The following is a 26,650-nucleotide window of genomic DNA, read 5'->3' on the forward strand; positions in this document are numbered from 1 at the left end:
CCCCCTGCCTCTCCCTCCAAGTCATGGAACCCTCAGGATGCACCTCTCTCCGCTTGTGACCTCGATGCCGGTCAATCCGCTCAGGGCGCTGTTTCCCTATGCGGCCCGGCCGGGGATGCTGAACCTTGCCAGTGGCCATCCCTCGCGCGATGCCTATGACGCCGAGGGTCTCGAGGCCGCCGCCGCGCGTGCGGCCTGCGAAGCGGCCGGGTGGAGCTATGGGCCGGCCGCAGGCGATCCCGAACTGGTCGCGGCGCTGACCCGTCTGACCGTCCCGATCGCCGACGGGCAGCGGTTGCTGGTCACGTCAGGCGCACAGCAGGCCGTGGACCTCGCACTCAGGGCGCTGGTGCCACCGGGGAGCCGCGTTCTGCTGCCGGAACCGGTCTACCCGGCGATCCTGGCGCTGGCTGCCGCCGCCGGGATCGAGGTGGCGGGCTACGAGGTTCCGGCGGACGACGACCGGCTGGAGGGGCTGGCAACCGCCCTGCGGGCGGGCGACGTACGGGCGATCTACACCCTCCCCACCTTCTCCAACCCGACCGGCGAATGCTGGAGCCTGGCGCAAAGGCTGCGGGTGCTCGCCCTTTGTGCGGAAGCGGGCGTTCCAGTGGTCGAGGACGACCCCTACCGGATGATCCGCTTCGCCGAACCGCCGCCGAGCCTGGCCGAACTGGCGCCGCAGGTGGCAGGGTCCTGTGTGATCTACGCCGGCAGCCTGTCGAAATTCGTCGCGCCCGGTCTTCGGCTGGGCTGGGCGATCGCGCCGGAACCGCTGGCGAAGGCCATGCAGGAACTTCGGCAGGCCGCCGATCTTCAGCCCAATTCGCTGGCGCAGCGGGTGGCCGTGCACTACCTCGAGTCCGGCCGGGTCGACAGCCACGTCAACCGTGTGCGCGACCTTTATTCGGCGCGCAAGGCACGGCTGGCGTCCGTACTGGCGGAGGCCGGGTTCCGGGTGCCCGACACGGAAGGTGGCATGTTCCTGTTTCCCCGCCTGCCCGAAGGCCAGACCGCCAGCGCGCTGTTCGATCGGGCCGTGGCGGAAAACGTTCTGATCGCCCCCGGTCCGGCCTTTGCGCTGCCGGGGCGCGGTGCGGGGCTTTCGGACCGGGTGCGGCTGTGCTTCGCCGGACTGTCCGAAACGCTGATCGGTGAGGCGGCCGAACGCCTGGTCGGGGCGCTGGCGCCGACCGGGGCACAGGTCTAGGCAAGTCTCGGGCACCAGGTACAGGGCAAAGGCACCATGGATATCTTCGTTGCGCTGCTGCCCGACATCGGGCTGATCCTGATCGGCGTCCTGCTGGCCCGCACCCCCGGCATTGGCGAGGCCGGGTGGAAGGCGATTGACGCCCTGAATTTCCGCGTGCTCTTTCCCGCCCTCATCTTCATGGCTGCGAGCCGGGCGAGCTTTGACCTCGGGGACCTGACGGTGATCGGGCTGGGCGCCTGGTTCATCATGGGGCTGGGGTGCGGGCTGGCCTGGCTGGTGCGGCCGCTTGGTCCGGCGAAGTTCCTCGATTTCGCGGGCCTCTGGCAGACCGCCTGGCGCTTCAACACCGCAATCGCCCTGGTGGCGGCCAATGCGCTTTCGGCGGACGTGAGGTCGATGATGGCCGTGGCAATCGGTGCGGCGGTGCCGCTGGCCAATGTCATGGCGGTCAGTGCTCTGTCGCGGGGAAACGCGCTCGGCTTTCGCAAGACGGTGATCCAGGTCGTTTCCAACCCGTTCTTTCTGGCCAGCCTCGGCGGGCTGCTCATGTCCTTCAGCGGCCTGACCCTGCCGGAGCGGGTGCTGGACATTCCCGCGCGGCTCGCACAGGCTGCGATCCCCGTCGCTCTCCTGTCTATCGGAGCATCCCTGAACCTGCGGGCGCTGGCGCGGATGGACCTGTTCCTGGGCGCGCTCAACGTCATCAAGCTGCTGGTCCTGCCGGGCGTCACGCTGCTTGTCACCTCACTGGCCGGCCTGCCTCCGGCGCAGAGCGCGACACTGGTGGTCTTCTCGGCCCTGCCCACGGCTTCCGCAGCGCATGTCCTCGCCTCGGTCTTCGGGGCGGACCGGGCCATCGTCGCCACGATGATCGCGCAGTCCACGCTGATCGGATGCGTTACCCTGCCGATCTGGCTGGCACTGATCGGCTGATCCCGCCCCCTTTCGCCTTGCCGGAAATATCCCGGGGGAGTCCGAAGGACGGGGGCAGCGCCCCCTGCCTCAGACACACGAGCCCAGTACACCCCTCCCCCTCCGCGCCTTGCCGCACAGCAGCAATTGCGCTATCGGGGCCGCAACCGAAAAGACCCAGCCAAGGATCCTGATGCGCCGAACCTCACTGGCAGCCTTTGCCAACCGGATCACCCTGCCCGACCTCCGCCTGTCTCCGGGCGAAAAGCTGACCCCGGAACGCATCCGGATCGAGTTGCTGTCCGGTCTGACCGTCGCGCTGGCGCTGGTGCCCGAAGCGGTGGCCTTTGCCTTCGTCGCCGGGGTGCATCCGCTGGTCGGCCTCTATGCCGCGTTCCTCGTCGGACTGGTGACGGCGCTGATCGGCGGGCGGCCCGGCATGATCTCGGGCGCGACCGGCGCGCTGGCGGTGGTCATGGTGGCGCTGGTGGCGCAGCACGGAGTGGAGTACCTCTTCGCGACCGTTGTTCTCATGGGCATCCTGCAGGTCATCGCGGGCGTGATGAGATGGGGCAAGTTCATCCGGCTGGTGCCGCATCCGGTGATGCTCGGCTTCGTGAACGGGCTGGCCATCGTGATTTTTCTTGCCCAACTGACGCAATTCAAGGTGCCGGGCACGGTCGAAAGCACCGGGCACGGCGCGGGCGGTGGCGAATGGCTGTCTGGCGCGCCGCTCTGGATCATGCTGGGACTGGTGGCGGCGACCATGGCGATCATCTGGGTCATGCCGCGGATCACCAAGGTCATCCCGGCACCGCTCGCCGGAATCGGGATCATTGCTGCAGTGGTGATCGCCTTCGGCCTCGACGTGCCGCGGGTCGGCGACATGGCCTCTATCCAAGGCGGGTTTCCGGCGTTTCACATCCCGTCAGTCCCACTGACGTGGGAAACGTTCGAGATCATCCTGCCCTATGCGGTCATCCTCGCGGCCATCGGGCTGATCGAGTCGTTGCTGACGCTCAACCTCGTCGGAGAGATGACGGGACAGCGCGGCGGCGCCTCCCAGGAATGCGTGGCGCAGGGGGCGGCCAACGTGCTGACCGGGTTCTTTGGCGGCATGGGCGGATGCGCCATGATCGGGCAGTCGATGATCAACGTGAAATCCGGCGGTCGGACACGGGTGGCGGGGATCGCGGCGGCGCTGCTGCTGCTGTGCTTCATCCTCTTCGCCTCGCCCCTGATCGAACAGATCCCGCTGGCGGCGCTGGTCGGGGTCATGTTCATGGTGGTGATCGGAACCTTCGCGTGGAATTCGCTGAAGATCCTCGCCAAGGTGCCGCTGACGGATGCCTTCGTGATCGTGCTGGTGACGGTGGTGACGGTCTATTCCGATCTCGCCGTCGCTGTTGTCGTAGGGGTCATCGTGTCGGCCCTCGCCTACGCCTGGAACAACGCGCGGCGCATCCACGCCACCACCTATCGCACGCCCGAGGGCGCCAAGGTCTACCGGGTGAACGGTCCGCTGTTCTTCGGCTCATCCGACGGGTTTGTGGAGATGTTCGACGTGAAAGGCGACCCCTCTCTCGTCATCGTGGATTTCGAGGGCAGCCGGGTGGTCGACCAGTCGGCCTTGCAGGCCATCGAGAACGTCGCGGGGAAATACGAGGCGGCGGGCAAGAAAATCCAGCTGCGCCACCTGTCGCGCGACTGTCACCGGCTGCTGAAAAAGGCCGGGCATCTGATGGTCGACAGCGCGGACGACCCGGATTACGCGCTGGCGGTGGATTACAACGTGCGGACGGGGATCCTGGGCGGGCACTGAGGCGGCAGACCCGGGAGCCGGTGCGACTTCGATTGCAGCGGCTCCTCGCAGCCCTTCACGCCGTTGCCGCGACCTCTCCGGTCTCCGCCAGATAGGCGTCGTACCAGCCCGTGTCCTGTTCGTAGCCGAGATCGACGACGATATCGTGCAGGGCCGGGAACCGGGTGAACTGATCGACGATGCGCGCCCGATGATGCGGCGCGCGCCATTTCTGCGGGCGTGCGATGTCCGGGCCGGTCGGAGCCATCAGGTCGTGGCCGTAGGATTCCAGTTCCCTCGGGTGGAAGTTGCCGAAATCGCCGTGGAACTCCAGCTCGAGGCAATCCGCGAGCAGGTTCTGAACCCGACGCGGCTCTGCCACCAGATGTTCGTACTTGAGGAATATCACCCCCTGCGGCAGGTGCTCTGACCGGCTGGCGCGGGCGATCTGTTCGTGGGTCTGGAGGATTCCCGGCAGGATCTGCTGCGGCGCGCCCTGGGCGGCGACGAAGTAGCTCTGATCGGCGGCGCAGACATAATCGTCCGGCAGGCGCGGGTCATAGGCGGTCAGGATATCGCGCGGGTCGCGCAGGGTGACGATCAGGTCCAGCCGCTTGCGCCCCTCGGCTGCCGCGACGATGCGGTCGAAATCAAAGATGTCATAGGCGCGACGGGAACAGGTGTTGCCCGGCATGTGCAGGACGGCGCGGGCGGGGAATTCCGGCCCAGGGATATTGAAGCCCGTCAGGGTCCTCTGCAACATGCTGTAAAACAGCGAACTTCCAGCACGGCTGTGCCCGGTTACCAAGATATGCCTGCTCATTCCCGCCACCCGTTTCTACGGTTATTGGGACTGAGATGGGGTTTTCAGGGTTTAAGCCGCGTTAAGGAATGGACGGAACCGTATGTCGTGCCGCCTCACGGGTCAGTCGTCGGGACGGGCCAGCGAAAACACCTCGCGCACCACCGAATAGTCGCGGTAGCCAAGCCGGGTCAGCGGGTTGAACTTCGTCACGTCGAAGATGCCGTCGACCAGACAGTCGTCGCGCATGTGCACGCCGACGACCTCTCCGATCACCAGACGGTTCTCCTTGCCGGCAAGCTGAACGATCTGCGTCACCCGGCATTCCAGCGATGCGGGCGCGTTGGCCACGCGGGAACAGGGGATGACTGTGCATTCGGCTCGCTCGATACCGGCCTTGGCAAATTCGTCGACCTCGGCCGGATAGGTGCCGGATGACACGTTCATCACGTCCCGCGCCGCGTATTCCACGATGTTCACGCAGAAAACGCCGGTGTCGCGGATGTTCGTGGCGCTGTCCTTGCCGAAGTCCCGGTCGTCCTTGGCGGAGGTGGAGGCGAACATGACCTGCGGCGGCACATAGGCCACCGCGTTGAAAAAGCTGTAGGGGGCGAGGTTCTCGCTCCCGTCCTTGCCGCGGGTCGAAATCCAGCCGATCGGGCGGGGGGTTACGATGGCGTTGAACGGGTTGTGGGGCAGACCATGGCCGTCTTTGGGTTCGTAGAACATGCGCACTCCTTCGGTTTGCCCTGCTGATAGCGTCATGATAACCGGGCCGAAAGCCCGAATGCGCAGAGGAGACCGCCGGCTTGTTCACCCTGACGGAGGAATCCCCCGCCGACTGGTGGGAGGTCGAGGCGCTGTACGACCTCTGTTTCGCGCCGGGGCGGGAGGCGCTTTCGTCCTACCGGCTGCGCGACGGCGTGGACAAGGTGGCGGAGCTGAGCCTTGTCGCACGCGACAGTGACGGCACCGTGGGCGGGGCGATCCGCTACTGGCCGGTGCGGATTTCAGGCCATCGCGCGCTGCTGCTTGGCCCCGTCGCGGTGCATCCGACGCATCAGGGTGAAGGGCTGGGCGCCCTGCTGATCGCAGAGTCGCTGAACAAGGCACAGGGCTCGGGATGGGACCGGGTGATGCTGGTCGGCGATCCGCCGTATTACAGCCGCTTCGGGTTCTGGAAGCTGGAGGGGGTGGAGATGCCGCCCCCCACCAACCCCGACCGGGTTCAGGGACTGGAACTGACCGAGGGCGCGTGGGACGGGATCACCGGCGCGGTTACGCGGGATATCGACGGCTGACCTTGATCTTGGTGCGTTGCGGCCAAATCTATTCTGCATGACCCGTGGAGAGCCCGCATGACCAAGCGCAAGGCCATTGCCGACAGCCAGATACTGGACGATGGCCCGACAGAGCCGATAGATGTTGGAGCCGAACTCGACGCGCTTGCAAAAAGGTATAGACGGGCCGGAGGGCTGGGTCTTCAGGTGCTCAACCTCGTCGGCGACAGCGCGGAAGGCCTGTTGAAGCGTCTCCCCTCCCCCGTGCGCGACCGGCTGGATTCGGTGACGGAGGCCGCGCTGACCACGGCCATGCGCACGGCTCAGGGGTCCCGCCGCATCGTCGGCGACCAGCCCGACTGGCTGAACCGCGTCGTGACGACGACCATGGGCGCAGCGGGCGGCTTTGGCGGGTTACCAAGCGCGCTGGCCGAACTGCCGGTGACCACCACTGTGTTGCTGCGCGCGATCCAGGGGGTTGCGGCGGAATACGGGTTCGATCCGGAAAGCGAAAGCGTGCAGTTCGACTGCATCCGCATCTTCGCCGCTGCCGGCCCGCTGGAGGAGGATGACGGTACGGACCTGTCCTTCTTCACCTCCCGCATGGCGATTTCCGGGGCGACAGTGCAGAGCCTGATCTCGCGCGTTGCGCCCCGGCTGGCTACTGTTCTGGGCCAGAAGCTTGCCGCGCAGACGGTTCCCGTTCTTGGCGCCGTGGCTGGGGCGGCCACGAACTTTGCCTATACGAGCTACTATCAGGAGATGGCGCATGTGCATTTCCGCCTGCGCCAACTGGCGGTGGAGGCTGACGTCCCGCACCGGGAGCTGGTGGCGGGACTGCAGGAGCGTGTGGCGAAGCCGAAGATCCGGAAGGTGTGAGGCTGTCGTTCAGGCGCCCGAAACCGAGATCCTCCGGTCAAGCCGGAGGATGACGGCGCTCCGAAGGATGACGGGTGCGAAAGGGCCGGCCTGCGACAAGGTCTCTGCGTCATCCTCGGACTTGATCCGAGGATCTCTCCCCATCCCCTCGCCGCCTCAGCCCCCCTTCAGCACCGCCCCCGGGTTCAGGATCCCCGCCGGGTCCAGCGCCGCCTTGACCGCCCGCATCATCTCCAGCTTCACCGGCTGGGCGTAGCGCTCCAGATCGTCGGTCTTGAGCCGTCCGATCCCGTGCTCCGCGCTGACGGAGCCCTCCATCTCGTGTACCAAGTCGTGCAGCGCCTGCTTGACCGCCTTCGTGTGCCCACGCCATTCCGCGACCGGCGCGCCCTTGGGCGGGAAGACGTTGAAATGCAGGTTGCCGTCGCCGAGATGACCGAAGCAGTTGATGCGGAACGGTCCCATGTCCGCGATCACCTCCGACGCCCGGGAGATGTAGTCCGGCACGTTGGACAGCGGCAGGCTGATATCGTGGCTGGAGACCGACCCGATCAGCCGGTTCGCCTCGGGGATCTGTTCGCGGACCTCCCAGAATTCGGCCGCCTGCGCGGTGTTCTGGGCGATCAGGGCATCGCTGACGAGATCACGCTCGAAAGTCTGTTCGAAAATCGCCTCGAAGGCGGCGGAGGGGTCAAGCCCGGACGGCAGGCCAAGGTCGATCAGCACCAGCCAGTCCGGGGCGGGATCGAAGGGGCGGCGGATCTGCGGCAGGGTTTCCTCGAGAAACCGCAGCCCCTCGCCTGACATCAGCTCAAAAGCCGACACGGCCTCGCCCACATGGTCCCGCGCCAGCGACAAAAGGTCCAGCGCCGCGCGCGGCGACGGAACCACCGCCAGCGCCGTCCCCTGCCCCGCAGGGATCGGGAACAGCTTCAGCGCGGCGGCGGTGATGACACCAAGCGTGCCTTCAGACCCGATCATCAGATTGCGTAGGTCGTAGCCGGTATTGTCCTTCCTGAGCCGCGTCAGCCCGTTCCAGATGCGCCCGTCCGCCAGCACGACCTCCAGACCGAGACAAAGGTCGCGCGCGTTGCCATAGCGCAGCACATTCACCCCGCCGGCGTTGGTCGCGAGATTGCCGCCGATACGCGCGGAACCCTTCGCGGCCAGTGACAGCGGGAACAGCCGGTGCGCGGCCTCCGCGGCGCGATGGATGTCCTCGAGTATGACGCCCGCCTCCACAACCGCCACGTTCTCTGCCGGGTCCACCCTGCGGACCGCGGTCATGCGTTCCAGCGAAAGAAGCAACGGGGCGGGACCGTCGGGCATGATCTGCCCGCCGACCAGCCCGGTGCCGCCGCCATAGGGCACGATTCCGACGCGGGCGGCATTGGCAGCCTGCATCACGGCCGACACCTCGGTCACATCCGCGGGTGCCACCACCGCCCCGGCAACACCGGACCATGTGCCGCGCGGCTCTTCCAGATAGCGCGGCGCGACCTCGCGAAAGGCACGCGGTCCGATCAGGCCGTGCAGATGGTCGATGAAGGCGGTGTCACAGGGATTGAGCGTCATGAACCGAGTGCTATCACCCCGCGCGGGCCGCGCCCAGATCAATCCTCGCGCAGGTACTCGGGCTGAAGCACTATCACCGTACGCCTCTGGGGCAGGTCGCGCAGCGACAGGGTCATTTCGCTTTCACGGCGGATGTCGATGTCGAACTCTCCCTCGACACCTTCCAGAAACCACTGCAGGGACGCGCCGGAGAACCAGTGCATCGGCAGGACGATGGAGGATTTCAGCCGCTCCACCACCCGCACCATGGAGGCGGTGTCCAGTGTCATCCCGCCGTCCACCGGTACCATCACCATGTCCAGCCGGCCGATGGCAGCATACTGTTCCTCGTTCGGTTCGTGGTGCAGGTGGCCGAGATGCCCGATACACAGCCCCTCCATCTCGAAGATGAAAATCGAATTTCCGTTGGTCTCCACCCCGCCCATGGAGCGGATGTCGGTGGAGACGTTGCGGATCAGCACCTCCTCCAGTTCCAGATGATGCGTGACGGCCTCGCCGAAGGTGTCTGACCAGCCGCGCAGGACATGCGGGATCGCCGGATCGGGGGCGCCGGTGAAATGGCTGGAATGGGCGTGGTTCATGGTGACGACATCGGGGACGAAGTCGACGTTGCCGTGAAATCCCGCATAGTCGGTGATGGCCGAAATCCCGCCCGCCCCCTGGATCAGGTAGGAACTGTGGGTGATATAGGAAATCCGCACCGAATAATCCGGCACCGGGTCGCGGAAAGACGCCTTCCGGATAAACTCGACGCCGGGGGCCGCATCCGCGATGGCGATGCAATGGCTCATCCGCTGCGCGGCGGCGGGGACCGGCAGGGCCAGCAGAATGGTCAGGATCACGGGTTTCATGGCGGCCTCCTCGGCAGAGCCTAGCACGGGTGCGTGACAGGCGGAGGATCACATTGCCGTAGGGTCGCCGGAACGTCACCGAACGCCCAAGACCGCGGCACCGACCTCCCCTCAGGCACCCGGGGCACCGGCCCCGGGACAGGACGACGCAGGACAACCGAGCCTGGCCACTCCCGGCTTTCATCTTGCCAGAAATATCCCCGCCGGAGGCATCCGCCCCAGACACGGGCGCGGCGGCTTATCCCGCGTCCGTCCGCCCCCGGCGATCCATTCTGAGCGCGGCATAAAGCACATGGGTCCGCCAGCGCCCGTCGATCTGCAGGTAGCTCTGCGCCACGCCTTCGTACTTGAACCCGCAGGTTTCCAGCAGCGCGCGGGAGGGCGTGTTTTCGGGCAGGCAGGCGGCCTCGATCCGGCTCAGGTCCATGCGGTGGAAGGCGTAATGCACCAGCGCATTGATCGCCTCGCGCATGTAGCCGTGGCGGGCATAGCGTTCGCCGGTCCAGTAGCCGATGGTGCCCGCCTGCGCAGGGCCGCGGCGGATGTTGTCCAGCGTGATCGCACCGACCAGCATCTCATCCTCGCGCCGCATCAGGAACAGCGGCACCGCCGATCCGTTGGCAATCGACCGCTGCGCCCAGTAGACGCGGTTGGTGAAGGAACGGCGGGTCAGGTGGTCGCTGGCCCAGGCCGGTTCCCATCTTGTCAGGTAGCCTTCGCTTTCCTTGCGAAGATCGGACCAGGCGCGGTGATCCCCGTGAACGGGCGGGCGGAGCGTCAGGCGCTCCGTCTCGATCTTCACCTTGCGCCGGCTCAGGATCATCAGGCCGCGCGTGCCAGGGACAGGGCGGCGTGGTCTGGCGCGTCCTTGACCGGACCGTAAAGCGCCAGGGCCATCGGCGCCCTTTCCGCCATCACCTCCGCATAGCGTCGGAGATCTGCGCGGGTCACCGCCTCGATCTTCTCGACCACCTGGTCGAGCGGCGGCACCTCTCCCCAGATCTGGATCATGCGGGCCATGCGTTCGGCGCGGGAGGACGGCCCCTCAAGCCCCATGAGCAGACCGGCCTTCATCTGGGCACGGGCGCGGGCGGTTTCCTCTTCGGTGAAATCATCGGCGGCGCGCTTCATCTCCTCGATCGTGATCCGGGCGAGGTCGGCGACCTGTTCCCCGGCGGTTCCGGCGTAGACCGTGGTCATACCGGTGTCGGTATAGGCCCCGGCCTGCGCGAAAATCGTGTAACACAGGCCCCGTTTCTCACGGATTTCCTGAAACAGTCGCGACGCCATGCCGCCGCCGAGGGCAGAGGCGTAGACCTGTGCGACGTAGGAATCCGGGTGCCGGTAGTCGGGACTTTCGAAGCCGAGCGCGATGTGGGCCTGTTCGAGTACCTTCTCGACCCGGCTTTCCCCGCCGACGAATTTGGCAACCCCCGCCACCTCTTGCGCGACGGGCTTCATGTCACCGAACAGCGTTTCGGCCAGCATGACGATCGCCTCGTGGTCCACATCCCCGGCGGCCGAAAGGATCATCTGGCCGGGGCCGTAGTTTTCCCGGACGAAACGGGCAAGATCGGCGCGCTGGAAGTTCTGGATCCGTTCGGCGGGGCCGAGGATCGTGCGGCCGAGCGGCTGTTCGGGGTAGGCCTTTTCCTGCAACCAGTCGAAGATAATGTCGTCCGGCGTGTCGAGCGCCTGACCGATTTCCGACAATATGACCCCTCGCTCGACCTCGAGCTCCCGCTCGTCGAGGGTGGAGTTGCGAAGGATGTCGGCGATCACCTCCATCGCCAGCGGCACATCGGCCCCCAGCACCCGCGCGTAATAAGCGGTCACCTCGCGCGAGGTATAGGCGTTCATGTAGCCGCCGACATCCTCGATCGCCTCCGCGATCTGGACCGGGGAGCGGGTCTTGGTGCCCTTGAAGGCCATATGCTCAAGGAAATGCGCGATGCCATTCTGCTCGGGGCGTTCGTCGCGGCCGCCAGCGGCAACCCAGACCCCGATGGAGGCGGACTGGAGGCCGGGCATGCGTTCGGTGACGACGCGGAATCCGTTGGAAAGGGTGTGCAGCTCAGGTTTCAATTCGTGATGTTTCCGCGAATGAATTGTTCGATTTCGGCGAGATCGTTTTCGACTCTGGTAACTCTTTCGTCCCGGTCGAAAAGGTCGGCCATGCGGGGCGGCAGCGCGGGGCGTATTCCGGTCGCGGCCTCGACCGCGTCGGGGAATTTCGCCGGATGCGCGGTCGCCAAGGTAATCATCGGCACGGCGGGATCAAGATGGTCTTCGGCCACCTTCGCGCCGACCGCCGAATGCGGGCAAAGCAGTTCGCCGGTCGTCTCGCGCAGGCGGGCGATCGTGGCGGAGGTCTCTTCTTCGGATGCGCGACCCGACAGGAAGAGCGCTTGCAAATGCTCCAGCGCGCCCTGCGAGACGGTGAAGCCGCCGCCCTTCAGTTCGTCCATCAGCTGCGAGACGGCGCTTCCGTCGCGCCCGTAGGCGTCGAAGAGGACACGTTCGAAATTCGACGACACCTGGATGTCCATCGACGGGCTGATCGAGGGGATGACCCCGTCGGGGATGTATCTGCCCGTGCTCAGGCAGCGGTGCAGGATGTCGTTCTGGTTGGTCGCCACGACCAGCTTGTCGATCGGCAAGCCCATCTTGCGCGCGATGTAGCCCGCGAAGATGTCCCCGAAGTTGCCGGTCGGGACGGTGAAGGACACCTTGCGATGCGGCGCGCCGAGCGCCACAGCGGATGTAAAGTAGTAGACGACCTGCGCCAGCACCCGCGCCCAGTTGATGGAGTTGACGCCGGCCAGCTTGACCTCGTCCCGGAAGGCGAAGTCGTTGAACATGTCCTTAACCTTGGCCTGGCAGTCGTCGAAGTGACCGGTCAGGGACAGGGCGTGGACATTGCCTTCGGACGGGGTTGTCATCTGGCGGCGCTGCACCTCGGACACCCGGCCATGGGGGAAGAGGATGAAGACATCGACGGCGTCGAGCCCTTTGAACGCCTCGATTGCCGCCGATCCGGTATCGCCGGATGTGGCGCCGACGATGGTGACCCGGTCGCCGGAGCGGGTGAGCGAGGTCTGGAACAGCTGACCGATCAGCTGCATGGCAAAGTCCTTGAAGGCCAGCGTGGGGCCGTGGAACAGTTCCAGCAGGAAGTGTCCGGCGCCAAGCTGGACCAGCGGCGCGCGGGCGGCATGGCCAAAACCAGCGTAGGCTTTCGCGATGATCTCGCGGAATTCGTCGTCGGTGAAGGTGTCGCCAAGGTAGGGGCGCATGATGCGGAAGGCGACTTCTTCGTAAGGCAGGTTGGCCAGCGCGGCGATCTCTCCGGTCGACATCGCAGGGACCTCGGACGGGACGTAGAGACCGCCGTCGCGGGCCAGCCCGGTCAGCATCGCCTGTTCGAAGGTCAGATCGGGGGCCACGCCCCTTGTCGAGATGTAGTTCACGCTGCGTCGCCCTTCTTCGGTCTTAGCGTGCGATAAATCAGATAGCCCGTCATGGCCAGCCAGATTGCCGCCAGAGAGAACCAGGTGCGCGCATAATTCAGGTGATCGTTTGGTATGCCGGCCGTCGTGACCGGCATCGGATCGACCGGCCCGGCGTCGTAAGACATTTCGCGCGCCACGACCAGCACGGGTTCGGTGCCAAGCGCGGCGGCCATGGCAGGCACGTCGCGGGCGAACCAGAGCCCGCCGGTGATGTCCGGCGCGGGGGTGAAGCCGTCGGTTTCGTCGGGCCAGGCGAGGTTGCCGGTGATGGTGACGTCACCTGTCGGCAACTGCGGTGCGTCTTCTCCGTCAGGCAGGAAACCACGGTCGACGAGGATGGACCGGTCGCCGGTTTCGAAGCGTCGGATCAGGCGGTGCCCGGCCCCGTCATTCTTGCGGCTCGTGAGAACGCGCAGACCGGTTTCCGCGAAGTGGCCGGTAACGGCGACGGGCATGTATTCATCCGTCTGTTCAAGCGGCACTTCGGGGAGGGCAAGCGGGGCGGCGGCGATGCGGGTCTCGATGGCGGAGAGCCTGCCCTCCTTCCAGTCCAGCCGCCTCAGCTGCCAGGCACCAAGCGACAGGAGGATGGCCGTGCCGCCGATCCCGAAGATCACGGGGCCGATCAGTTTCTTCAGCATCGTCATTCCTTGTACCGCCGGTCACGTCCCCCGGCGGGGTCCTTCAACACCGAAGGCGCGAAGCCCTGCCCCGCGCCTTCCCGTATCCCGTGGGCCGGGGCCTTGCCCCCGGCGTCCCCGCAGGGTGGGGTTTCACCCCACCACGCCTCAGCCGCCCCAGATGTAGACCGCGGCGAACAGGAAGAGCCACACGACGTCGACGAAGTGCCAGTACCAGGCGGCGGCCTCGAACCCGACATGGTTGGTCGGGGTGAAGTGGCCCGCGTAGACGCGCATCAGGCAGACGAAGAGGAAGATCGTCCCCACGAGAACGTGGAAGCCGTGGAATCCCGTCGCCATGAAGAAGGTCGCGCCGTAGATGTTGCCCGAGAAGCCGAAGGCCGCGTGGCTGTATTCGTAGATCTGGAACACCGTGAACAGCGCGCCGAGCAGGATGGAGATCAGCAGCCCGCTCTTCACGTCCTGGCGGTTGTTCTCGTGCACGAGCGCGTGGTGGGCCCAGGTACAGGCGGCACCGGAGCACAGCAGGATCAGCGTGTTGATCAGCGGCAGGTGCCAGGGGTCGAAGGTTTCGATCCCCTCGGGCGGCCAGACGCCGTCGCGCATCGGGGACATTTCCCCCATGGGGTACATGGCGTGTTTGAAGAAGGTCCAGAACCAGGCCGAGAAGAACATCACCTCGGACATGATGAACAGGATCACGCCGTAACGCAGGCCGATCAGCACGACGGGGGTGTGATCCCCGATCTTGTTTTCCTTGATGGTCTCTGCCCACCACCCGAACATGGTGTAAAGCACGGCGACAAAGCCGATCAGGAACATCCAGGGGCCGCTGTCGTGCATCCACTGGACCGCGCCGAACAGCATGATGAACGCCGCAACCGCCCCGATGAAGGGATACAGCGAAGGTGCTAGGATGTGATAGTCGTGGTTCTTTTCATGCGCCATCTTGGTGCCCTCGTTCCCTCGGCTGAGGTCTTCAGTTTATGTCTTTTGCTTCGCCGGTCGCAAGCTGCGCCTGCTTCTCGGGAAGCTCCGTCTGGTAGAACGTGTAGCCGAGCGTGATCGTCTCCACGTATTTGGCATCGCGGTCCTCGACCATCTCGGGGTCCACGTAGAAGGTGACCGGCATCTGCACGGTCTCACCGGGTTCAAGAACCTGTTCGGTGAAGCAGAAGCATTCGATCTTGGTGAAATAGTAGCCCGCTTCGTAGGGGAAGACGTTGTAGCTGGCGGTGCCGGCGACCGGCTTGTCGGTCGGATTGTGCGCCTCGTAAAAGGCGAGGCCGGTTTCGCCGATCTTCAGCGTCATTTCCTTCTGCACCGGCTTGAAGGTCCAGGGCATGCCGGGGTCCGTGGTCGCGTCGAAGCGGACCTTCACGGTGCGGTCGAGCACGGTGTCGGAACCTGCGTCGGCTTCCTGCGTCACCCCGCCAAAGCCGGTCACGCGGCAGAACAGATTGTAGAGCGGGGCGGAGGCAAAGCCGAGTGAGCCCATGAAGAGCACGACGCCCGCCGTCATCAGCACCGTCTTTTTCGGTCCGCTCATCGCCATCAGTTGCCCTCCGCCGTTCCGGCCTGCGGTGTCACAGTGATCGGGTTCTGCGACACCTTCACGATGGTCAGCCCGAAGACCAGCGACACGAAGATCGCCAGCACGAGGCCGAGCCCGAGGTTGCGGCCAAAACGCCGCTTGTGCAGTTCGTGAGGTTCGCGGAACGAGGTCATCACCATCCTCCCATGCCCCAGGGACGCAGGGCCGCTTCGGCCAGGATCGCGCCGAAGTGCAGGAACAGATAGAGCAGGGAGAAGGCAAAGAAACGCTTCTCCGTCCGGTATTTGTCGGCGCGGGCGTCGCCTTCGTCACGGTTGGCGATGATCCAGGCGCCGCGCAGGAACAGCGCGTTCGTGACCAGCGCCACCGCCAGGTAGACAGGGCCGCCGATGCCGGTGAAGGCAGCAGCCACCGCGAAGACGGCCAGCAGGACCGTGTAGCCAAGGATGTGGCGGCGGGTCGTCTTGCGGCCGTGGGTCACCGTCAGCATCGGCACTCCGGCCTTTTCGTAATCGGCGTTCATGAACAGGGCGAGCGCCCAGAAATGCGGCGGGGTCCACAGGAAGGTGAGCGCGAACATCAGCACGGATTCGACCGACACGCCGCCGGTTACCGCGGCCCATCCGATCATCGGGGGGAAGGCACCCGCAGCGCCACCGATCACGATGTTCTGCGGCGTCCAGCGCTTCAGCCACATGGTGTAGATTACCGCGTAGAAGAAGATGGTGAAGGCCAGCAGGGCGGCGGCAACCCAGTTGGTCGCCAGCCCAAGCATGATGACGGAGAAGCCGGAAAGGGTGAGACCGATCGCGAGCGCCTCTTGCGGGGCGACACGGCCCGAGGGGATGGGTCGCGAGGCGGTTCGCTTCATCACCCGGTCGATATCGGCGTCGTACCACATGTTCAGCGCGCCCGATGCGCCGCCGCCGATGGCGATGCAGAGCACGGCGAAGAAGGCGATGAACGGGTGGACGCCGCCGGGCGCGGCCAGCAGGCCGACGGCCGCCGTGAAGACGACCAGCGACATGACACGGGGTTTGAGCAGGGCGACATAGTCGCCGAACTGCGCCTCTCCCGTGGCGGTCTGCGTGTCAAAGCTCGCGTCGGTCATTCCGTTTCCGTTCGTGGAGCGGGCCGGATGCGGCCCGCGATCTGCGTATGCCCGGCGAACCGGGCCGGTCGGATCAGCTGTTCAGTTCTTCAGGATCCACATATTCGCCCGCTTCCTCACAGGCGGCGAGCCATGCGTCGTAGACCTCCGGGCTGACGGCCTTGACGGTGATCGGCATATAGGCGTGGTCCTTGCCGCACAGTTCCGAGCACTGGCCGAAGTAGATGCCTTCCTTTTCGGCAGTGAACCAGATCTGCGCCAGACGGCCCGGCACGGCGTCCTGCTTCACCCCGAAGGCCGGCATCGCCCAGGAGTGGATCACGTCCGCCCCGGTCACGGTCAGCACGACGATCTTGCCGACGGGCACGACCACTGCGGTGTCGGTGGCGAGGAGGAACTCGTCCTCGTTGTAGCCGGCAGCGGTCAGCTTTGCCTTCATCGCGTCGGAGTTGACATAGGCCTTGGCACCGGCGGCCTCGTCTTCCGAGGTCATCGTGGCGGGCTGGCCGATCATGTAGGCGTCGTAGGCGAGGCCGGATTCGGTGTCGGTGTATTCGTAACCCCAGTACCACTGGTACCCTGTCACCTTGATGTTGACCTCACCGTCCGGGAAGGTCTGCTGCTTGAACAGGATCGGCAGGGAGAAGGCGCCGATGAACACCAGGATCAGCACCGGCACGATGGTCCAGGCGATTTCCAGCGGAGAATTGTGGGTGAAGGTGCCCGGCGTCGGGTTGGCCTTGCGGGAATAGCGGATGGCAGAGATCGCCAGCAGCGCAACCACCAGCAGCACGATCGGCGTGATGATGATGAGAAGCATGTGGTCGAGCCAGTGGATGTCGCGCGCGACCTCGGTCACGGCCTCCTGGAACGCGATGCCGCCGGGGTGCGGCTTGCCGATGGTCTCCAGCCCCTGCGCGACGGCGGGCAGTGCGGCGACGGACGCCAATAGGGCAGAAAGGCTGATGATTTTACGCATATGGCACCCTGATCGGTTTGAGGCTCTTCATCGTCGCGGGGGGCGGGGACGGAATCCCGCCTGCCACCCGTTGTTTGCGGTCGTTTAAAACCATATTCTTGCTGACACCACAACAATCACGCTTGCGGCAAACGGACGCTTTTTTGATTTGGATCAGGAAAACCGTCCCCGCCGGCCCGTTCAGGAAGGCTCCCGCCCATGTCCGATGCCCCGTTCCGCCCTTTCGAGACCCTGCTGGACGAGGGCCGCGCGCTCTCCATCCTGCGCGAGGCTGTGGCGGGCGGCGATGACGGGGAGCTGTTTCTGGAACGCCGCCGGTCGGAAATGCTGCATTTCGATGACGGGCGGGTGAAGACGGCAAGCTACGACGCGTCCGAAGGGTTCGGGCTGCGGGCTGTCTGCGGCGAGGTGACGGGCTATGCGCACGGCACGGACGTATCGGAAGGCGCGCTGAAGCGGGCGGCCGAAACGGCGCGGCTGGCGGTCGGCGCCGGTGGCGGGGTCATGGCCCCTGCCCCGCGCGCGACGAACCGGCGGCTTTATACGGATGCCGACCCGATCGCAGGGGCGGAGTTCCCGGTGAAGGTGGAAACCCTGCGCGAGATCGACGCCTATGCCCGCGACCTGGACCCCCGGGTGGTGCAGGTGTCGGCGACGATCATGGCCTCGCTTCAGGAGGTCGAGATCCTGCGCCCCGAAGGTGGCATCGTGCGGGATGCGCGGCCGATGGTGCGGGTCAACGTGTCGGTCATCGTGGAACAGGGCGGACGGCGCGAATCCGGCACGGCGGGCGGCGGCGGCCGGGTCGGACTGGACGGGCTGCTCGATCCTGCCGACTGGCAGGCGAAGGCGCAAGAGGCGCTGCGGATCGCGCTGGTGAACCTCGACGCCGTGCCCGCGCCTGCCGGGGTGATGGACATTGTGCTTGGCCCCGGCTGGCCGGGGATCTTGCTGCACGAGGCGATCGGTCACGGACTTGAGGGCGACTTCAACCGCAAGGGATCGTCGGCTTTTGCCGGCCTCATGGGGCAGCAGGTGGCGGCGAAGGGGGTCACGGTGCTGGACGACGGCACGATCCCCGACCGGCGCGGGTCGATCTCCGTCGACGACGAGGGTACGCCCTCGGGCAAGAACGTCCTGATCGAGGACGGAATCCTCGTCGGCTACATGCAGGACCGGCAGAATGCCCGGCTCATGGGAGTGGAACCGACCGGCAACGGGCGGCGGGAAAGCCACGCCCATGCCCCGATGCCCCGCATGACGAACACCTACATGCTGGGCGGCGAGGCAACTCCGGACGAGATCGTGGCCGAGATGGGCGATGGCATCCACGCAGTCGGCTTCGGTGGCGGCCAGGTGGACATCACCTCCGGCAAGTTCGTGTTCTCCTGCACGGAGGCCTATCTGGTCAAGGACGGCAAGCGTGGCGCGCCAGTCAAGGGCGCGACCCTGATCGGTGACGGGCCGGAGGCGCTGAAACGCATCCGTGCGCTTGGCAACGACATGGCACTGGACCCCGGCATGGGCAATTGTGGCAAGGCCGGACAATGGGTGCCGGTTGGCGTCGGCCAGCCGACCGTGCTGATCGGCGGGCTGACCGTGGGCGGATCGGCCTAGACCCTGCGGCGGCGCGCGGCAAGCCCCGCAAGCGCGCCAAGCAGAAGCAGCGCGGACGCGGGCAGCGGTACGGCGGACATGCTGCCAACAGTAAAGTCGTCTATCGCGATCGACTGGAAATTACCGAAGGCACCGATCCCCGGTCCGGCGGCGAGCCGGATTTCATCGAAGCCGCCTGCATCCGCAAACCCGACGACGTCCCCGACCCGGCCGTTGACGATACCGGAGCCGATCACCGACCCGCCAAGCCGCAGTTCGTAGACGAGGTTGGACAGGGTATGCCCTCCGGCCCGCGGCACGCCGTAGCCGACGTTTCCGTCGCCGAACATGAACTCGACCGCCGTGAATGTGCCTCCGGTTACGCTCAGGAACCCTTGGTTGCCCCCGGCGTAGAGAAGATCGGCCTGCACGCCGAAGCCGAAGGCGTCGAACCCGCCCAGGACGCGGGTCGTGGTGGGATTGACAAAAGTCAGCCCCGCCTCCGAGTAGGACAGGACGCTATCGGGCACCGCGTCGAAGGTCGCCTTGGCCGATATGCTCAGCACCGCCGACCCGGAACCGGAGGTTACGGTCAGCGCGTTCGCCGCGGCCGATGTGAGAAGAAGCGCCGCGAGGGCGGCAGGGGCAATTCGTTTCATGAAACTCTCCGCAACAACCGATCCGCCTGCAATCCGGGACCGGGACCAAGATATGACCTTCAAATACTCCGCGGGCACCATAACACAGTGTGACAACTGGCCAAACACCGAAGTCCGGACAGCCTCCCGGCCGCGATCAATCGATTAACTTTCAAATTCACGCTTAATTAACCCGGCCCCCATTATACCTGATTCCGCAAGTAGGCGGAGTCATGACGGACGTGGACTATCATCCTTCCACTCACCCCCCACTCCCACCCACCACGGAAGATGAGCGTCTGTCATGGCTTCGTCTCTTGCGCTCCCGCCGGGTCGGCATCGCGACCTTCTACCGGCTGCTCGCCGATCACGGCACCGGCTCCGCCGCACTCGAAGCGCTGCCGGAGATCGCCGCCGAGGCGGGGGTCACGAATTACGAACCCTTCCCTGAAAAAGCCGCCCTGGCGGAACTGCGAGCGGGCCGGAAAGCCGGGGCGCAGCTGATCTGCCTGGGCGCAAGCGCCTATCCGGCGGCACTTCTGGATGCGGACGACCCGCCGCCGATGCTCTGGATCCACGGCGACCCTGCGGTGCTGGCGCGCCCGATGATCGGAATGGTCGGGGCGCGCAACGCCTCCTCCCTCGGGCTCAGGATGGCGCGGGTCATGGCGGGCGAACTGGCGGAGGCGGGGTTCGTCGTCGTCTCCGGCCTGGCCCGCGGGATCGACGCGGCGGCGCATCGCGGGGCCGTCGGGACGGGCACCGTGGCGGTGATGGCTGGGGGGACGGATGTGCTCTACCCGGCCGAAAACGCCGACCTGGCGGCGGACATTGCAAAGACCGGGGTGCGCCTGTCGGAAATGCCCATGGGACAGCAGCCGCAGGCGCGGCATTTCCCCCGGCGCAACCGCATCATCTCTGCCCTCGGGCAGGCGCTGGTGGTGGTGGAAGCGGCGGCGCGGTCGGGCAGCCTGATCACCGCGCGCACGGCGCTGGACCAGGGGCGTGAGGTACTGGCGGTGCCGGGGCATCCGTTCGACGCACGCGCGTCTGGCTGCAACATGCTGAACCGTGACGGCGCCGGGCTGGTGCGATCAGCCGCCGACGTGATCGAGGCGCTGCCAACGTCGACCCCCGCCAAGGTTCTACAGTGCGAATTCGATCTGCCTGCCAGCCCCCCGGCCGACCAGCGCGCCTTCCGCGAAACCGCCCGCCTGCACAGCGAAATCCTGAACCGGCTCAGCCCCGTGCCGCTGGCCGAGGACCAGCTGATCCGGGACCTGTCGCGCGACAGCACCCGCGTGTCCCCCGCCATCACCCGGCTCGAGCTTCTCGGTCGCATCCGCCGTCACGCGGGCGGCCTGCTGGCGCGGGCGGGCGGCGACTGACCGCGAAACACGCATTGCGCTGCGGTCCGCGCACTGCCACGGAAGCTTGCATTGACATTCGCCCCTTGCGGGTCACATGGTCCGCCGCCATATAGCTCGCCCAGAGTTGGAGAGGATCATTCATGCCAGTCGTTGTTGTCGAATCCCCGGCCAAGGCCAAGACAATCAACAAGTATCTGGGATCCGACTACACCGTTCTCGCCTCTTACGGGCATGTCCGCGACCTGCCTCCGAAGGACGGTTCGGTCGATCCCGAGCACGAATTCGACATGAAATGGGAGATCGCGTCGGACTCCAAAAAGCACGTGAAGGCGATTGCCGACGCGCTGAAGGACGACAACGCGCTGATCCTCGCCACCGACCCCGACCGCGAGGGGGAGGCGATCTCCTGGCACCTGGAAGAGGCGCTGCGCGGGCGCAAGGCGATCAAGGCCGACACGCCGGTCAGCCGCGTCGTGTTCAACGCGATCACCAAGACCGCCGTGACCGAGGCGATGAAGAACCCCCGGCAGGTCGACGGCGATCTGGTGGAGGCCTATCTGGCGCGCCGCGCGCTCGACTACCTTGTCGGGTTCAACCTGTCCCCCGTGCTCTGGCGCAAGCTGCCAGGCGCGAAATCCGCGGGGCGGGTGCAGTCCGTCTGCCTGCGCCTGATCGTCGAGCGGGAGATGGAGATCGAGGCGTTCCGCGCCCGCGAATACTGGTCCGTCACCGCCCTGCTCAAGACCCCGCGCGGTCAGGAGTTCGAGGCGCGGCTCACGGTTCTGGGCGGCAAAAAGCTCGACCGCTACGACATCAAGGACTCCACCGCGGCGGAGATGGCGGTGCAGGCCGTGACCTCGCGCGATCTTACCGTGCAGTCGGTTGAGGCGAAACCGGCGACGCGCAACCCCTCCCCGCCCTTCATGACCTCGACCCTTCAGCAGGAGGCGTCGCGCAAGTTCGGCATGGGCGCGCGGCAGGCAATGCAGGCGGCGCAGCGGCTCTACGAGGCGGGGCACATCACCTACATGCGGACCGACGGGATCGACATGGCGCCGGAGGCCGTGAGCGCCTGCCGCGATGCCATCGGCGGACGGTTCGGCAAGGACTATGTGCCGGCGGAACCGCGCGTCTACAAGAACAAGGCGAAGAACGCGCAGGAAGCCCACGAATGCATCCGCCCGACCGAGATGACGGCGGACGCGGACAGCCTGCGGCTGACCGATGCGGACCAGAAGAAGCTCTACGATCTGATCTGGAAACGCACGCTCGCCTGCCAGATGGAAAGTGCGCGGCTTGAGCGGACGACGGTCGAGATCGGATCGCGCGACGGCCAGGTCGGCCTGCGCGCCAACGGTCAGGTCGTCCTGTTCGACGGCTTTCTCAAGGTCTACGAAGAGGGGCGCGACGACGTCGAGGAGGATGACGACAAGCGTCTGCCGCAGATCGCGCAGGGCGACCCGCTGGCCAAGCAGTCGATCACGCCGGAGCAGCATTTCACCCAGCCCCCGCCGCGCTACACCGAGGCAACGCTGGTCAAGCGCATGGAAGAGCTCGGCATCGGGCGGCCGTCCACCTACGCCTCCATCGTCACGACGATCCAGGACCGCGGCTATGTGCGCAAGGACAAGAACCGCCTGCTGCCCGAGGACAAGGGCCGGCTGGTGACGGCGTTCCTCGAGAACTACTTCCGACGCTACGTCGAATACGACTTTACCGCCGACCTTGAGGACGAGCTTGACGATGTCTCCGCCGGATCGCGCGACTACAAGGATGTGCTCGGCCGGTTCTGGCGGGATTTCTCCGCCGCGATTGCGGAAACGTCGGAGCTGCGCATCACCGAGGTGCTGGACAAGATCAACGAGGTGCTCGAACCCCATCTCTTCCCGCCGACCGAGGACGGCAGCGATCCGCGTGTTTGCCCGAACTGCGGCGCGGGGCGGTTGTCGATGCGCACCGCGCGTTCCGGCGGGGCGTTCATCGGCTGCTCCAATTACCCCGAATGCCGCTACACCCGCCCCTTCGGTCCGCCCGACGCAGAGGCGGAGGCAAGCGCGATCCCGCCCGAGGGCAAGCTTCTGGGTGAGGACAACGGAGACGAAATCCGCGTCTTCAAAGGGCGGTTCGGTCCCTATGTCCAGCGCGGCGAGGCAACTGCGGATGTGCCGAAACCCCCGCGCCAGACCGTCCCCAAGGACTGGGTGCCCGAGGATCTGACGCTGGAACAGGGCGTCATGCTGCTGACCCTGCCTCGCCTGATCGGGACGCACCCCGAAGACGGCGTGAACGTCTGGGCCAATATCGGGCGCTACGGTCCTTATATCAAACATGCCGACACGACCTCGGACCGGGGCGGTACCAATGCCAATCTCGAAGGGCTGGACGAGGTCTGGACCGTCGGCATGAACCGCGCCGTGCAGCTGCTGGCCGAAAAGGTGGCGAGCCGGGGCGGACGGGGCCGTGCGGCGAAGGTGCTGAAATCGCTTGGCGATCACCCGGACGGTGGCGGCGTGGACATCATGGAGGGCAAGTACGGACCTTACGTGAAGTGGGAAAAGGTCAACGCAACCCTTCCCAAGGATCAGGACCCCGAGACGCTGACCATGGATCAGGCGGTCGCACTGATTTCCGAGAAGGCCGGCAAGAAGGGCACCAAGAAGAAAGCCGCGCCAAAGAAAAAGGCACCCGCGAAGAAGGCTGCCAAGAAAAGCGACGACTGATCCCGCGCGTGAAAGCTGCGCCCACAGGGGCAACGCCGGGCTTGCATGCATACATGCGATGTAAAGAATATGTGATTGGCAACGCCTGCCCCGCTTTGACAGTTTCCGGCCAGAGCAGCAGAGCGGAGCCCGCATGTCCCACCCCCTTCTTACCCGTCGCCACCTGATCCTGTCCGGCATTGCCGCGACGGTCGTCACCCCGGCCATGGCGCAGTCCCTGCCCGAACCCGAAGCCGAGGCGCCGGTTCGCCACAACCTGTCGAGCTTTTCCGCGCAGGACTGGCGCGACCACTTCGAAGACCTGGGCAAGGCGGCGATCGTGGCCGACACGACCTCGCGCGCGCTGCATTTCTGGGCCGGGGACGGGTCGGACTACCGGATCTATCCGACCTCCGTGCCGCGCAGCGACGAACTGACCAAGCGGGGTTACACCAAGATCGTGCGCAAGCGGGTCGGGCCGGACTGGACGCCGACCGCCAGCCAGAAGGAACGCTTCGGCTGGACCTACATGCCGCCGGGGCCGGACAATCCGCTTGGGACCCACGCCATGTACCTCGACTGGCCCGCTTACCTGATCCACGGCACACACGACACGCGCAAGATCGGACGGCAGAGCTCGGACGGCTGTATCGGGCTGTTCAACGCGGCAATTGCCGAGCTGTTCGAAATCACGCCAGTCGGGACCCAGGTCCGGGTGATCTGATTTACCGGGAGGTATTCCGCGATGCGGCAATTCGTTGACTCTCATGTGACAGGGCGTCATCACAGGGGAAATTGCTGACGGAGGTTCCCCCATGAAGAAAGTCTACGGTTCCGCCGCCGAAGCACTGGACGGCGTGCTGTTCGACGGCATGTTGATCGCTGCGGGCGGCTTCGGGCTCTGCGGTATTCCCGAGCTGCTGATCGCGGGGATCCGGGACGCGGGCACGCAGAACCTGACCGTGGCGTCCAACAACGCCGGGGTGGATGATTTCGGGCTCGGCATCCTTCTGCAGACGCGGCAGATCAAGAAGATGATGGCCTCCTACGTGGGGGAGAACGCGGAATTCATGCGGCAGTACCTCTCTGGCGAACTGGAGCTTGAATTCAACCCGCAGGGCACGCTGGCGGAACGGATGCGCGCGGGCGGCTGCGGCATCCCCGGCTTCTACACCAAAACCGGCGTCGGCACCGTGATCGCCGAGGGCAAGGACGTGAAATCCTGGAACGGCCAGGATTACATCCTCGAGGAAGGCATTTTTGCCGACCTTTCCATCGTCAAGGCGTGGAAGGCGGACGAGACCGGGAACCTCGTGTTCCGCAAGGCGGCGCGCAACTTTAACCCGCCGGCGGCGATGTGCGGCAAGGTGTGCATCGTCGAGGTGGAGGAGATCGTACCGGTCGGATCGCTCGATCCCGACAAGATCCACCTGCCGGGCGTCTATGTCCACCGAATCATTCAGGGCGACCACGAAAAGCGCATCGAACAGCGTACCGTGCGCAAGCGCGAGGAGGCCTGAGACGACAGGGGCGGGCTCTACAATGACCAAGATGGCACCCGGCGGCTTTACGGAGCGCATGACCGACGAGATGGCGATGCAGGTTCTGGCCCGCTCGCCCTTCTCGCTCGTGCTTTCGGATCCGCATCAGCCCGACATGCCGATCGTCTTCATCAACGAGGCCTTCACCGCCGCCACCGGCTACGCGGAGGAGGACTGCCTGGGCCAGAACTGCCGTTTTCTCCAGGGCCCGAAGACCGACCAGGCGGCCGTGCGCAAGATCCGCGCCGCGCTGGAGGCGGGCGTCGAAACGACGGTGGATATCCTGAATTACAGGAAAGACGGCGCACCTTTCTGGAACCGGCTCCTGCTGGCCCCGGTGCACGGACCGGACGGCAATATCGAATTCTTCAGCGGCGTTCAGAAGGTGCTGACGCCGGAAGAGGTCCGCAAGAGCGACGGGCTGCGGGTGAGCGAGCTTCAGCACCGGGTGAAAAACCACCTTTCCATGGTCGTGTCGCTTTTGCGCATGCACGGGCGCGGGGCGGACAAGGCGGTGTCGGACAGCCTCGCGACCGTGTCGCGGCGGGTGAACGGTCTGGCGCTGCTCTACGATCAGCTCACCTACCGCGACGGAGAGCATGAGGATGCCGTGGTGCTGGGCGACTACCTTGGCAGGATCGCGGATTCGATCGGCGAGTTGACGGGGCGCACCGACCTGGCGCTCAAGCTGACGGCGGACCGGTTTATCGTGCCGCTGGCCACCGCCGTGCCTCTCGGCCTGATCTATTCGGAAATCGTGACCAACGCGATGCAGCACGCCTTTGACGACGCCGCCTCGGGCACCCTGACCACCACGGTGGCGGAAAAGCCCGACGGCGGCTTTGTCATCTCCGTCGCCGACGACGGCCGCGGCATGCCGCCGGGCACGCACTGGCCGCAGGATTCCAACCTCGGCGGGACGCTGGTCCTGCAGATGTGCCAGACGCTCGACGCCGACCTCAAGGTCGCCGGTGCGACCCGTGGCACCACCGTAACGCTTACCCTTCCCGCCGCTGCGCGGGAGATGCACTGACACCGATCAAGGAGACCCCTGCAATGCCCTGGGACCGCAATCAGATGGCCGCGCGCGCCGCGGAGGAGCTTGAAGACGGGATGTACGTGAACCTCGGGATCGGCATCCCGACCCTCGTTGCCAACTACTGCGGCGACAAGGACATCACGCTTCAGTCGGAAAACGGCATGCTCGGCATGGGCCCCTTCCCCTTTGAGGGCGACGAAGATCCGGACCTCATCAATGCCGGCAAGCAGACGATCACCGAACTGCCGCGCACGGCCTATTTCGACAGCGCGACCTCCTTCGGGATGATCCGCGGTGGCAAGATCGCCGCGGCGATCCTCGGCGCGATGGAAGTGGCGCAGAACGGCGACCTCGCGAACTGGATGATCCCGGGCAAACTGGTCAAGGGCATGGGTGGCGCGATGGACCTCGTCGCCGGTGTCGGCCGGGTCATCGTCGTGATGGACCACCAGAACAAGGCGGGCGAATCCAAGGTTCTCAAGGAATGCACCCTGCCGCTGACCGGTGCGGGTGTGGTCGACCGCATCATCACCAACCTCGGCGTGCTGGACGTGGTCGAGGGCGGGCTGAAGATCGTGGAACTCGCCGACGGGGTGAGCGAGGCGGACATGCGCGCCGCGACAGAGGCGACCCTCGTCTGAGGGGGCGGGCCCCCT

Annotated in this window: 26 protein-coding genes; 12 read left to right on the forward strand and 14 right to left on the reverse strand. The window is 65.8% G+C overall.

The window, feature by feature from the left end:
• Positions 1-37: 37 nt before the first annotated feature.
• From IEV87_RS10920 to IEV87_RS10930, 3 genes are all read left to right on the forward strand, one after another.
• A complete protein-coding gene (locus tag IEV87_RS10920) occupies positions 38-1,210 on the forward strand; it encodes an aminotransferase-like domain-containing protein (RefSeq protein WP_188477706.1) in 1,173 nt (390 codons plus the stop codon).
• A 36-nt stretch (positions 1,211-1,246) separates the two neighbouring features.
• Complete coding sequence (locus IEV87_RS10925; protein ID WP_188477707.1) at positions 1,247-2,146, forward strand: AEC family transporter; 900 nt, start codon at positions 1,247-1,249, stop codon at positions 2,144-2,146.
• A gap of 172 nt (positions 2,147-2,318) precedes the next feature.
• A complete protein-coding gene (locus tag IEV87_RS10930) occupies positions 2,319-3,947 on the forward strand; it encodes a SulP family inorganic anion transporter (protein WP_188477708.1) in 1,629 nt (542 codons plus the stop codon).
• A 55-nt stretch (positions 3,948-4,002) separates the two neighbouring features.
• On the opposite strand, the gene IEV87_RS10935 is transcribed toward IEV87_RS10930, so the two are convergent.
• Positions 4,003-4,689, reverse strand: coding sequence for a hypothetical protein (locus tag IEV87_RS10935; protein WP_188477709.1), 687 nt, complete (start codon positions 4,687-4,689; stop codon positions 4,003-4,005).
• 162 nt (positions 4,690-4,851) lie between these two features.
• Positions 4,852-5,457, reverse strand: coding sequence for a flavin reductase family protein (locus IEV87_RS10940; protein WP_188477710.1), 606 nt, complete (start codon positions 5,455-5,457; stop codon positions 4,852-4,854).
• Between the two features lie 80 nt (positions 5,458-5,537).
• On the opposite strand from IEV87_RS10940, the gene IEV87_RS10945 reads away from it, so the two are divergent.
• On the forward strand, positions 5,538-6,029 hold the full coding sequence (locus tag IEV87_RS10945) for a GNAT family N-acetyltransferase (protein WP_188477711.1): 492 nt from the start codon (positions 5,538-5,540) through the stop codon (positions 6,027-6,029).
• A 57-nt stretch (positions 6,030-6,086) separates the two neighbouring features.
• A complete protein-coding gene (locus IEV87_RS10950) occupies positions 6,087-6,887 on the forward strand; it encodes an EcsC family protein (RefSeq protein WP_188477712.1) in 801 nt (266 codons plus the stop codon).
• Between the two features lie 156 nt (positions 6,888-7,043).
• Here the strand turns inward: IEV87_RS10950 and IEV87_RS10955 are convergent, their stop codons facing one another.
• From IEV87_RS10955 to coxB, 11 genes are all read right to left on the reverse strand, one after another.
• Positions 7,044-8,462 carry an FAD-binding oxidoreductase gene (locus IEV87_RS10955; RefSeq protein WP_188477713.1) on the reverse strand — a complete coding sequence of 473 codons (1,419 nt, stop codon included), beginning with the start codon at positions 8,460-8,462 and terminating at the stop codon, positions 7,044-7,046.
• 38 nt (positions 8,463-8,500) lie between these two features.
• Positions 8,501-9,313 (reverse strand): MBL fold metallo-hydrolase, encoded by an 813-nt coding sequence (locus tag IEV87_RS10960; RefSeq protein ID WP_188477714.1) that lies wholly within the window; start codon positions 9,311-9,313, stop codon positions 8,501-8,503.
• 238 nt (positions 9,314-9,551) lie between these two features.
• Positions 9,552-10,136, reverse strand: coding sequence for a GNAT family N-acetyltransferase (locus IEV87_RS10965; protein ID WP_188477715.1), 585 nt, complete (start codon positions 10,134-10,136; stop codon positions 9,552-9,554).
• A complete protein-coding gene (locus tag IEV87_RS10970; protein WP_188477716.1) occupies positions 10,136-11,398 on the reverse strand; it encodes a M16 family metallopeptidase in 1,263 nt (420 codons plus the stop codon). The genes IEV87_RS10965 and IEV87_RS10970 overlap by 1 nt, the downstream gene beginning before the upstream one ends.
• A complete protein-coding gene (gene thrC, locus IEV87_RS10975) occupies positions 11,395-12,783 on the reverse strand; it encodes a threonine synthase (RefSeq protein WP_188477717.1) in 1,389 nt (462 codons plus the stop codon). Before thrC ends, IEV87_RS10970 begins: the two co-directional genes overlap by 4 nt.
• Positions 12,780-13,466, reverse strand: coding sequence for an SURF1 family protein (locus IEV87_RS10980; RefSeq protein ID WP_188477718.1), 687 nt, complete (start codon positions 13,464-13,466; stop codon positions 12,780-12,782). The genes thrC and IEV87_RS10980 overlap by 4 nt, the downstream gene beginning before the upstream one ends.
• Positions 13,467-13,613: 147 nt before the next feature.
• Complete coding sequence (locus tag IEV87_RS10985; protein ID WP_188477719.1) at positions 13,614-14,414, reverse strand: cytochrome c oxidase subunit 3; 801 nt, start codon at positions 14,412-14,414, stop codon at positions 13,614-13,616.
• 31 nt (positions 14,415-14,445) lie between these two features.
• Positions 14,446-15,021, reverse strand: coding sequence for a cytochrome c oxidase assembly protein (locus tag IEV87_RS10990; RefSeq protein WP_188477720.1), 576 nt, complete (start codon positions 15,019-15,021; stop codon positions 14,446-14,448).
• Entirely contained in the window at positions 15,021-15,194 is a 174-nt protein-coding gene (locus tag IEV87_RS10995) for a hypothetical protein (protein WP_229737533.1), read from the reverse strand. The genes IEV87_RS10990 and IEV87_RS10995 overlap by 1 nt, the downstream gene beginning before the upstream one ends.
• Positions 15,194-16,132, reverse strand: a complete 939-nt coding sequence (gene cyoE / locus IEV87_RS11000; protein WP_188477722.1) for a heme o synthase — start codon at positions 16,130-16,132, stop codon at positions 15,194-15,196. Before cyoE ends, IEV87_RS10995 begins: the two co-directional genes overlap by 1 nt.
• A 73-nt stretch (positions 16,133-16,205) precedes the next feature.
• A complete protein-coding gene (gene coxB, locus IEV87_RS11005; RefSeq protein WP_188477723.1) occupies positions 16,206-17,111 on the reverse strand; it encodes a cytochrome c oxidase subunit II in 906 nt (301 codons plus the stop codon).
• Between the two features lie 198 nt (positions 17,112-17,309).
• On the opposite strand from coxB, the gene tldD reads away from it, so the two are divergent.
• Complete coding sequence (tldD, locus tag IEV87_RS11010; RefSeq protein WP_188477724.1) at positions 17,310-18,728, forward strand: metalloprotease TldD; 1,419 nt, start codon at positions 17,310-17,312, stop codon at positions 18,726-18,728.
• Here the strand turns inward: tldD and IEV87_RS11015 are convergent.
• Positions 18,725-19,366 carry a VPLPA-CTERM sorting domain-containing protein gene (locus IEV87_RS11015; protein WP_188477725.1) on the reverse strand — a complete coding sequence of 214 codons (642 nt, stop codon included), beginning with the start codon at positions 19,364-19,366 and terminating at the stop codon, positions 18,725-18,727. The genes tldD and IEV87_RS11015 overlap by 4 nt on opposite strands.
• A gap of 212 nt (positions 19,367-19,578) precedes the next feature.
• Here IEV87_RS11015 and dprA point away from each other — a divergent pair, with 212 nt between their 5' ends.
• From dprA to IEV87_RS11045, 6 genes are all read left to right on the forward strand, one after another.
• On the forward strand, positions 19,579-20,733 hold the full coding sequence (gene dprA, locus IEV87_RS11020; RefSeq protein WP_188477726.1) for a DNA-processing protein DprA: 1,155 nt from the start codon (positions 19,579-19,581) through the stop codon (positions 20,731-20,733).
• Between the two features lie 122 nt (positions 20,734-20,855).
• Entirely contained in the window at positions 20,856-23,435 is a 2,580-nt protein-coding gene (gene topA, locus IEV87_RS11025; RefSeq protein ID WP_188477727.1) for a type I DNA topoisomerase, read from the forward strand.
• 133 nt (positions 23,436-23,568) lie between these two features.
• Positions 23,569-24,138, forward strand: a complete 570-nt coding sequence (locus IEV87_RS11030; RefSeq protein WP_188477728.1) for a L,D-transpeptidase — start codon at positions 23,569-23,571, stop codon at positions 24,136-24,138.
• Between the two features lie 91 nt (positions 24,139-24,229).
• The gene (locus IEV87_RS11035; RefSeq protein WP_188477729.1) at positions 24,230-24,934 is read left to right on the forward strand and encodes a CoA transferase subunit A; all 705 of its coding nucleotides are present in this window, start codon (positions 24,230-24,232) and stop codon (positions 24,932-24,934) included.
• Positions 24,935-24,956: 22 nt separating this feature from the next.
• The gene (locus tag IEV87_RS11040; protein WP_188477730.1) at positions 24,957-25,988 is read left to right on the forward strand and encodes a PAS domain-containing protein; all 1,032 of its coding nucleotides are present in this window, start codon (positions 24,957-24,959) and stop codon (positions 25,986-25,988) included.
• A gap of 23 nt (positions 25,989-26,011) precedes the next feature.
• Positions 26,012-26,635 carry a 3-oxoacid CoA-transferase subunit B gene (locus IEV87_RS11045; protein ID WP_188477731.1) on the forward strand — a complete coding sequence of 208 codons (624 nt, stop codon included), beginning with the start codon at positions 26,012-26,014 and terminating at the stop codon, positions 26,633-26,635.
• Positions 26,636-26,650: the final 15 nt, after the last annotated feature.

Source organism: Primorskyibacter flagellatus, assembly GCF_014638275.1.
Lineage (GTDB): Bacteria > Pseudomonadota > Alphaproteobacteria > Rhodobacterales > Rhodobacteraceae > Pseudooceanicola > Pseudooceanicola flagellatus_A.

Excerpts from the sequence above, each read along its gene's own strand:
- IEV87_RS10935 (WP_188477709.1), bottom strand. The coding sequence starts at position 4,689 with ATGTTGCAGAGGACCCTGACGGGCTTCAATATCCCTGGGCCGGAATTC.
- IEV87_RS11035 (WP_188477729.1), top strand. The coding sequence starts at position 24,230 with ATGAAGAAAGTCTACGGTTCCGCCGCCGAAGCACTGGACGGCGTGCTG.
- IEV87_RS11030 (WP_188477728.1), top strand. The coding sequence starts at position 23,569 with ATGTCCCACCCCCTTCTTACCCGTCGCCACCTGATCCTGTCCGGCATT.
- IEV87_RS10965 (WP_188477715.1), bottom strand. The coding sequence starts at position 10,136 with ATGATCCTGAGCCGGCGCAAGGTGAAGATCGAGACGGAGCGCCTGACG.
- IEV87_RS10955 (WP_188477713.1), bottom strand. The coding sequence starts at position 8,462 with ATGACGCTCAATCCCTGTGACACCGCCTTCATCGACCATCTGCACGGC.
- IEV87_RS10930 (WP_188477708.1), top strand. The coding sequence starts at position 2,319 with ATGCGCCGAACCTCACTGGCAGCCTTTGCCAACCGGATCACCCTGCCC.
- IEV87_RS11015 (WP_188477725.1), bottom strand. The coding sequence starts at position 19,366 with ATGAAACGAATTGCCCCTGCCGCCCTCGCGGCGCTTCTTCTCACATCG.
- IEV87_RS11040 (WP_188477730.1), top strand. The coding sequence starts at position 24,957 with ATGACCAAGATGGCACCCGGCGGCTTTACGGAGCGCATGACCGACGAG.
- tldD (WP_188477724.1), top strand. The coding sequence starts at position 17,310 with ATGTCCGATGCCCCGTTCCGCCCTTTCGAGACCCTGCTGGACGAGGGC.
- IEV87_RS10960 (WP_188477714.1), bottom strand. The coding sequence starts at position 9,313 with ATGAAACCCGTGATCCTGACCATTCTGCTGGCCCTGCCGGTCCCCGCC.
- IEV87_RS10925 (WP_188477707.1), top strand. The coding sequence starts at position 1,247 with ATGGATATCTTCGTTGCGCTGCTGCCCGACATCGGGCTGATCCTGATC.
- IEV87_RS10940 (WP_188477710.1), bottom strand. The coding sequence starts at position 5,457 with ATGTTCTACGAACCCAAAGACGGCCATGGTCTGCCCCACAACCCGTTC.
- IEV87_RS10920 (WP_188477706.1), top strand. The coding sequence starts at position 38 with ATGCACCTCTCTCCGCTTGTGACCTCGATGCCGGTCAATCCGCTCAGG.
- IEV87_RS10995 (WP_229737533.1), bottom strand. The coding sequence starts at position 15,194 with ATGACCTCGTTCCGCGAACCTCACGAACTGCACAAGCGGCGTTTTGGC.
- cyoE (WP_188477722.1), bottom strand. The coding sequence starts at position 16,132 with ATGACCGACGCGAGCTTTGACACGCAGACCGCCACGGGAGAGGCGCAG.
- IEV87_RS10985 (WP_188477719.1), bottom strand. The coding sequence starts at position 14,414 with ATGGCGCATGAAAAGAACCACGACTATCACATCCTAGCACCTTCGCTG.
- IEV87_RS10990 (WP_188477720.1), bottom strand. The coding sequence starts at position 15,021 with ATGGCGATGAGCGGACCGAAAAAGACGGTGCTGATGACGGCGGGCGTC.
- IEV87_RS10950 (WP_188477712.1), top strand. The coding sequence starts at position 6,087 with ATGACCAAGCGCAAGGCCATTGCCGACAGCCAGATACTGGACGATGGC.
- IEV87_RS10980 (WP_188477718.1), bottom strand. The coding sequence starts at position 13,466 with ATGCTGAAGAAACTGATCGGCCCCGTGATCTTCGGGATCGGCGGCACG.
- IEV87_RS11045 (WP_188477731.1), top strand. The coding sequence starts at position 26,012 with ATGCCCTGGGACCGCAATCAGATGGCCGCGCGCGCCGCGGAGGAGCTT.
- dprA (WP_188477726.1), top strand. The coding sequence starts at position 19,579 with ATGACGGACGTGGACTATCATCCTTCCACTCACCCCCCACTCCCACCC.
- topA (WP_188477727.1), top strand. The coding sequence starts at position 20,856 with ATGCCAGTCGTTGTTGTCGAATCCCCGGCCAAGGCCAAGACAATCAAC.
- coxB (WP_188477723.1), bottom strand. The coding sequence starts at position 17,111 with ATGCGTAAAATCATCAGCCTTTCTGCCCTATTGGCGTCCGTCGCCGCA.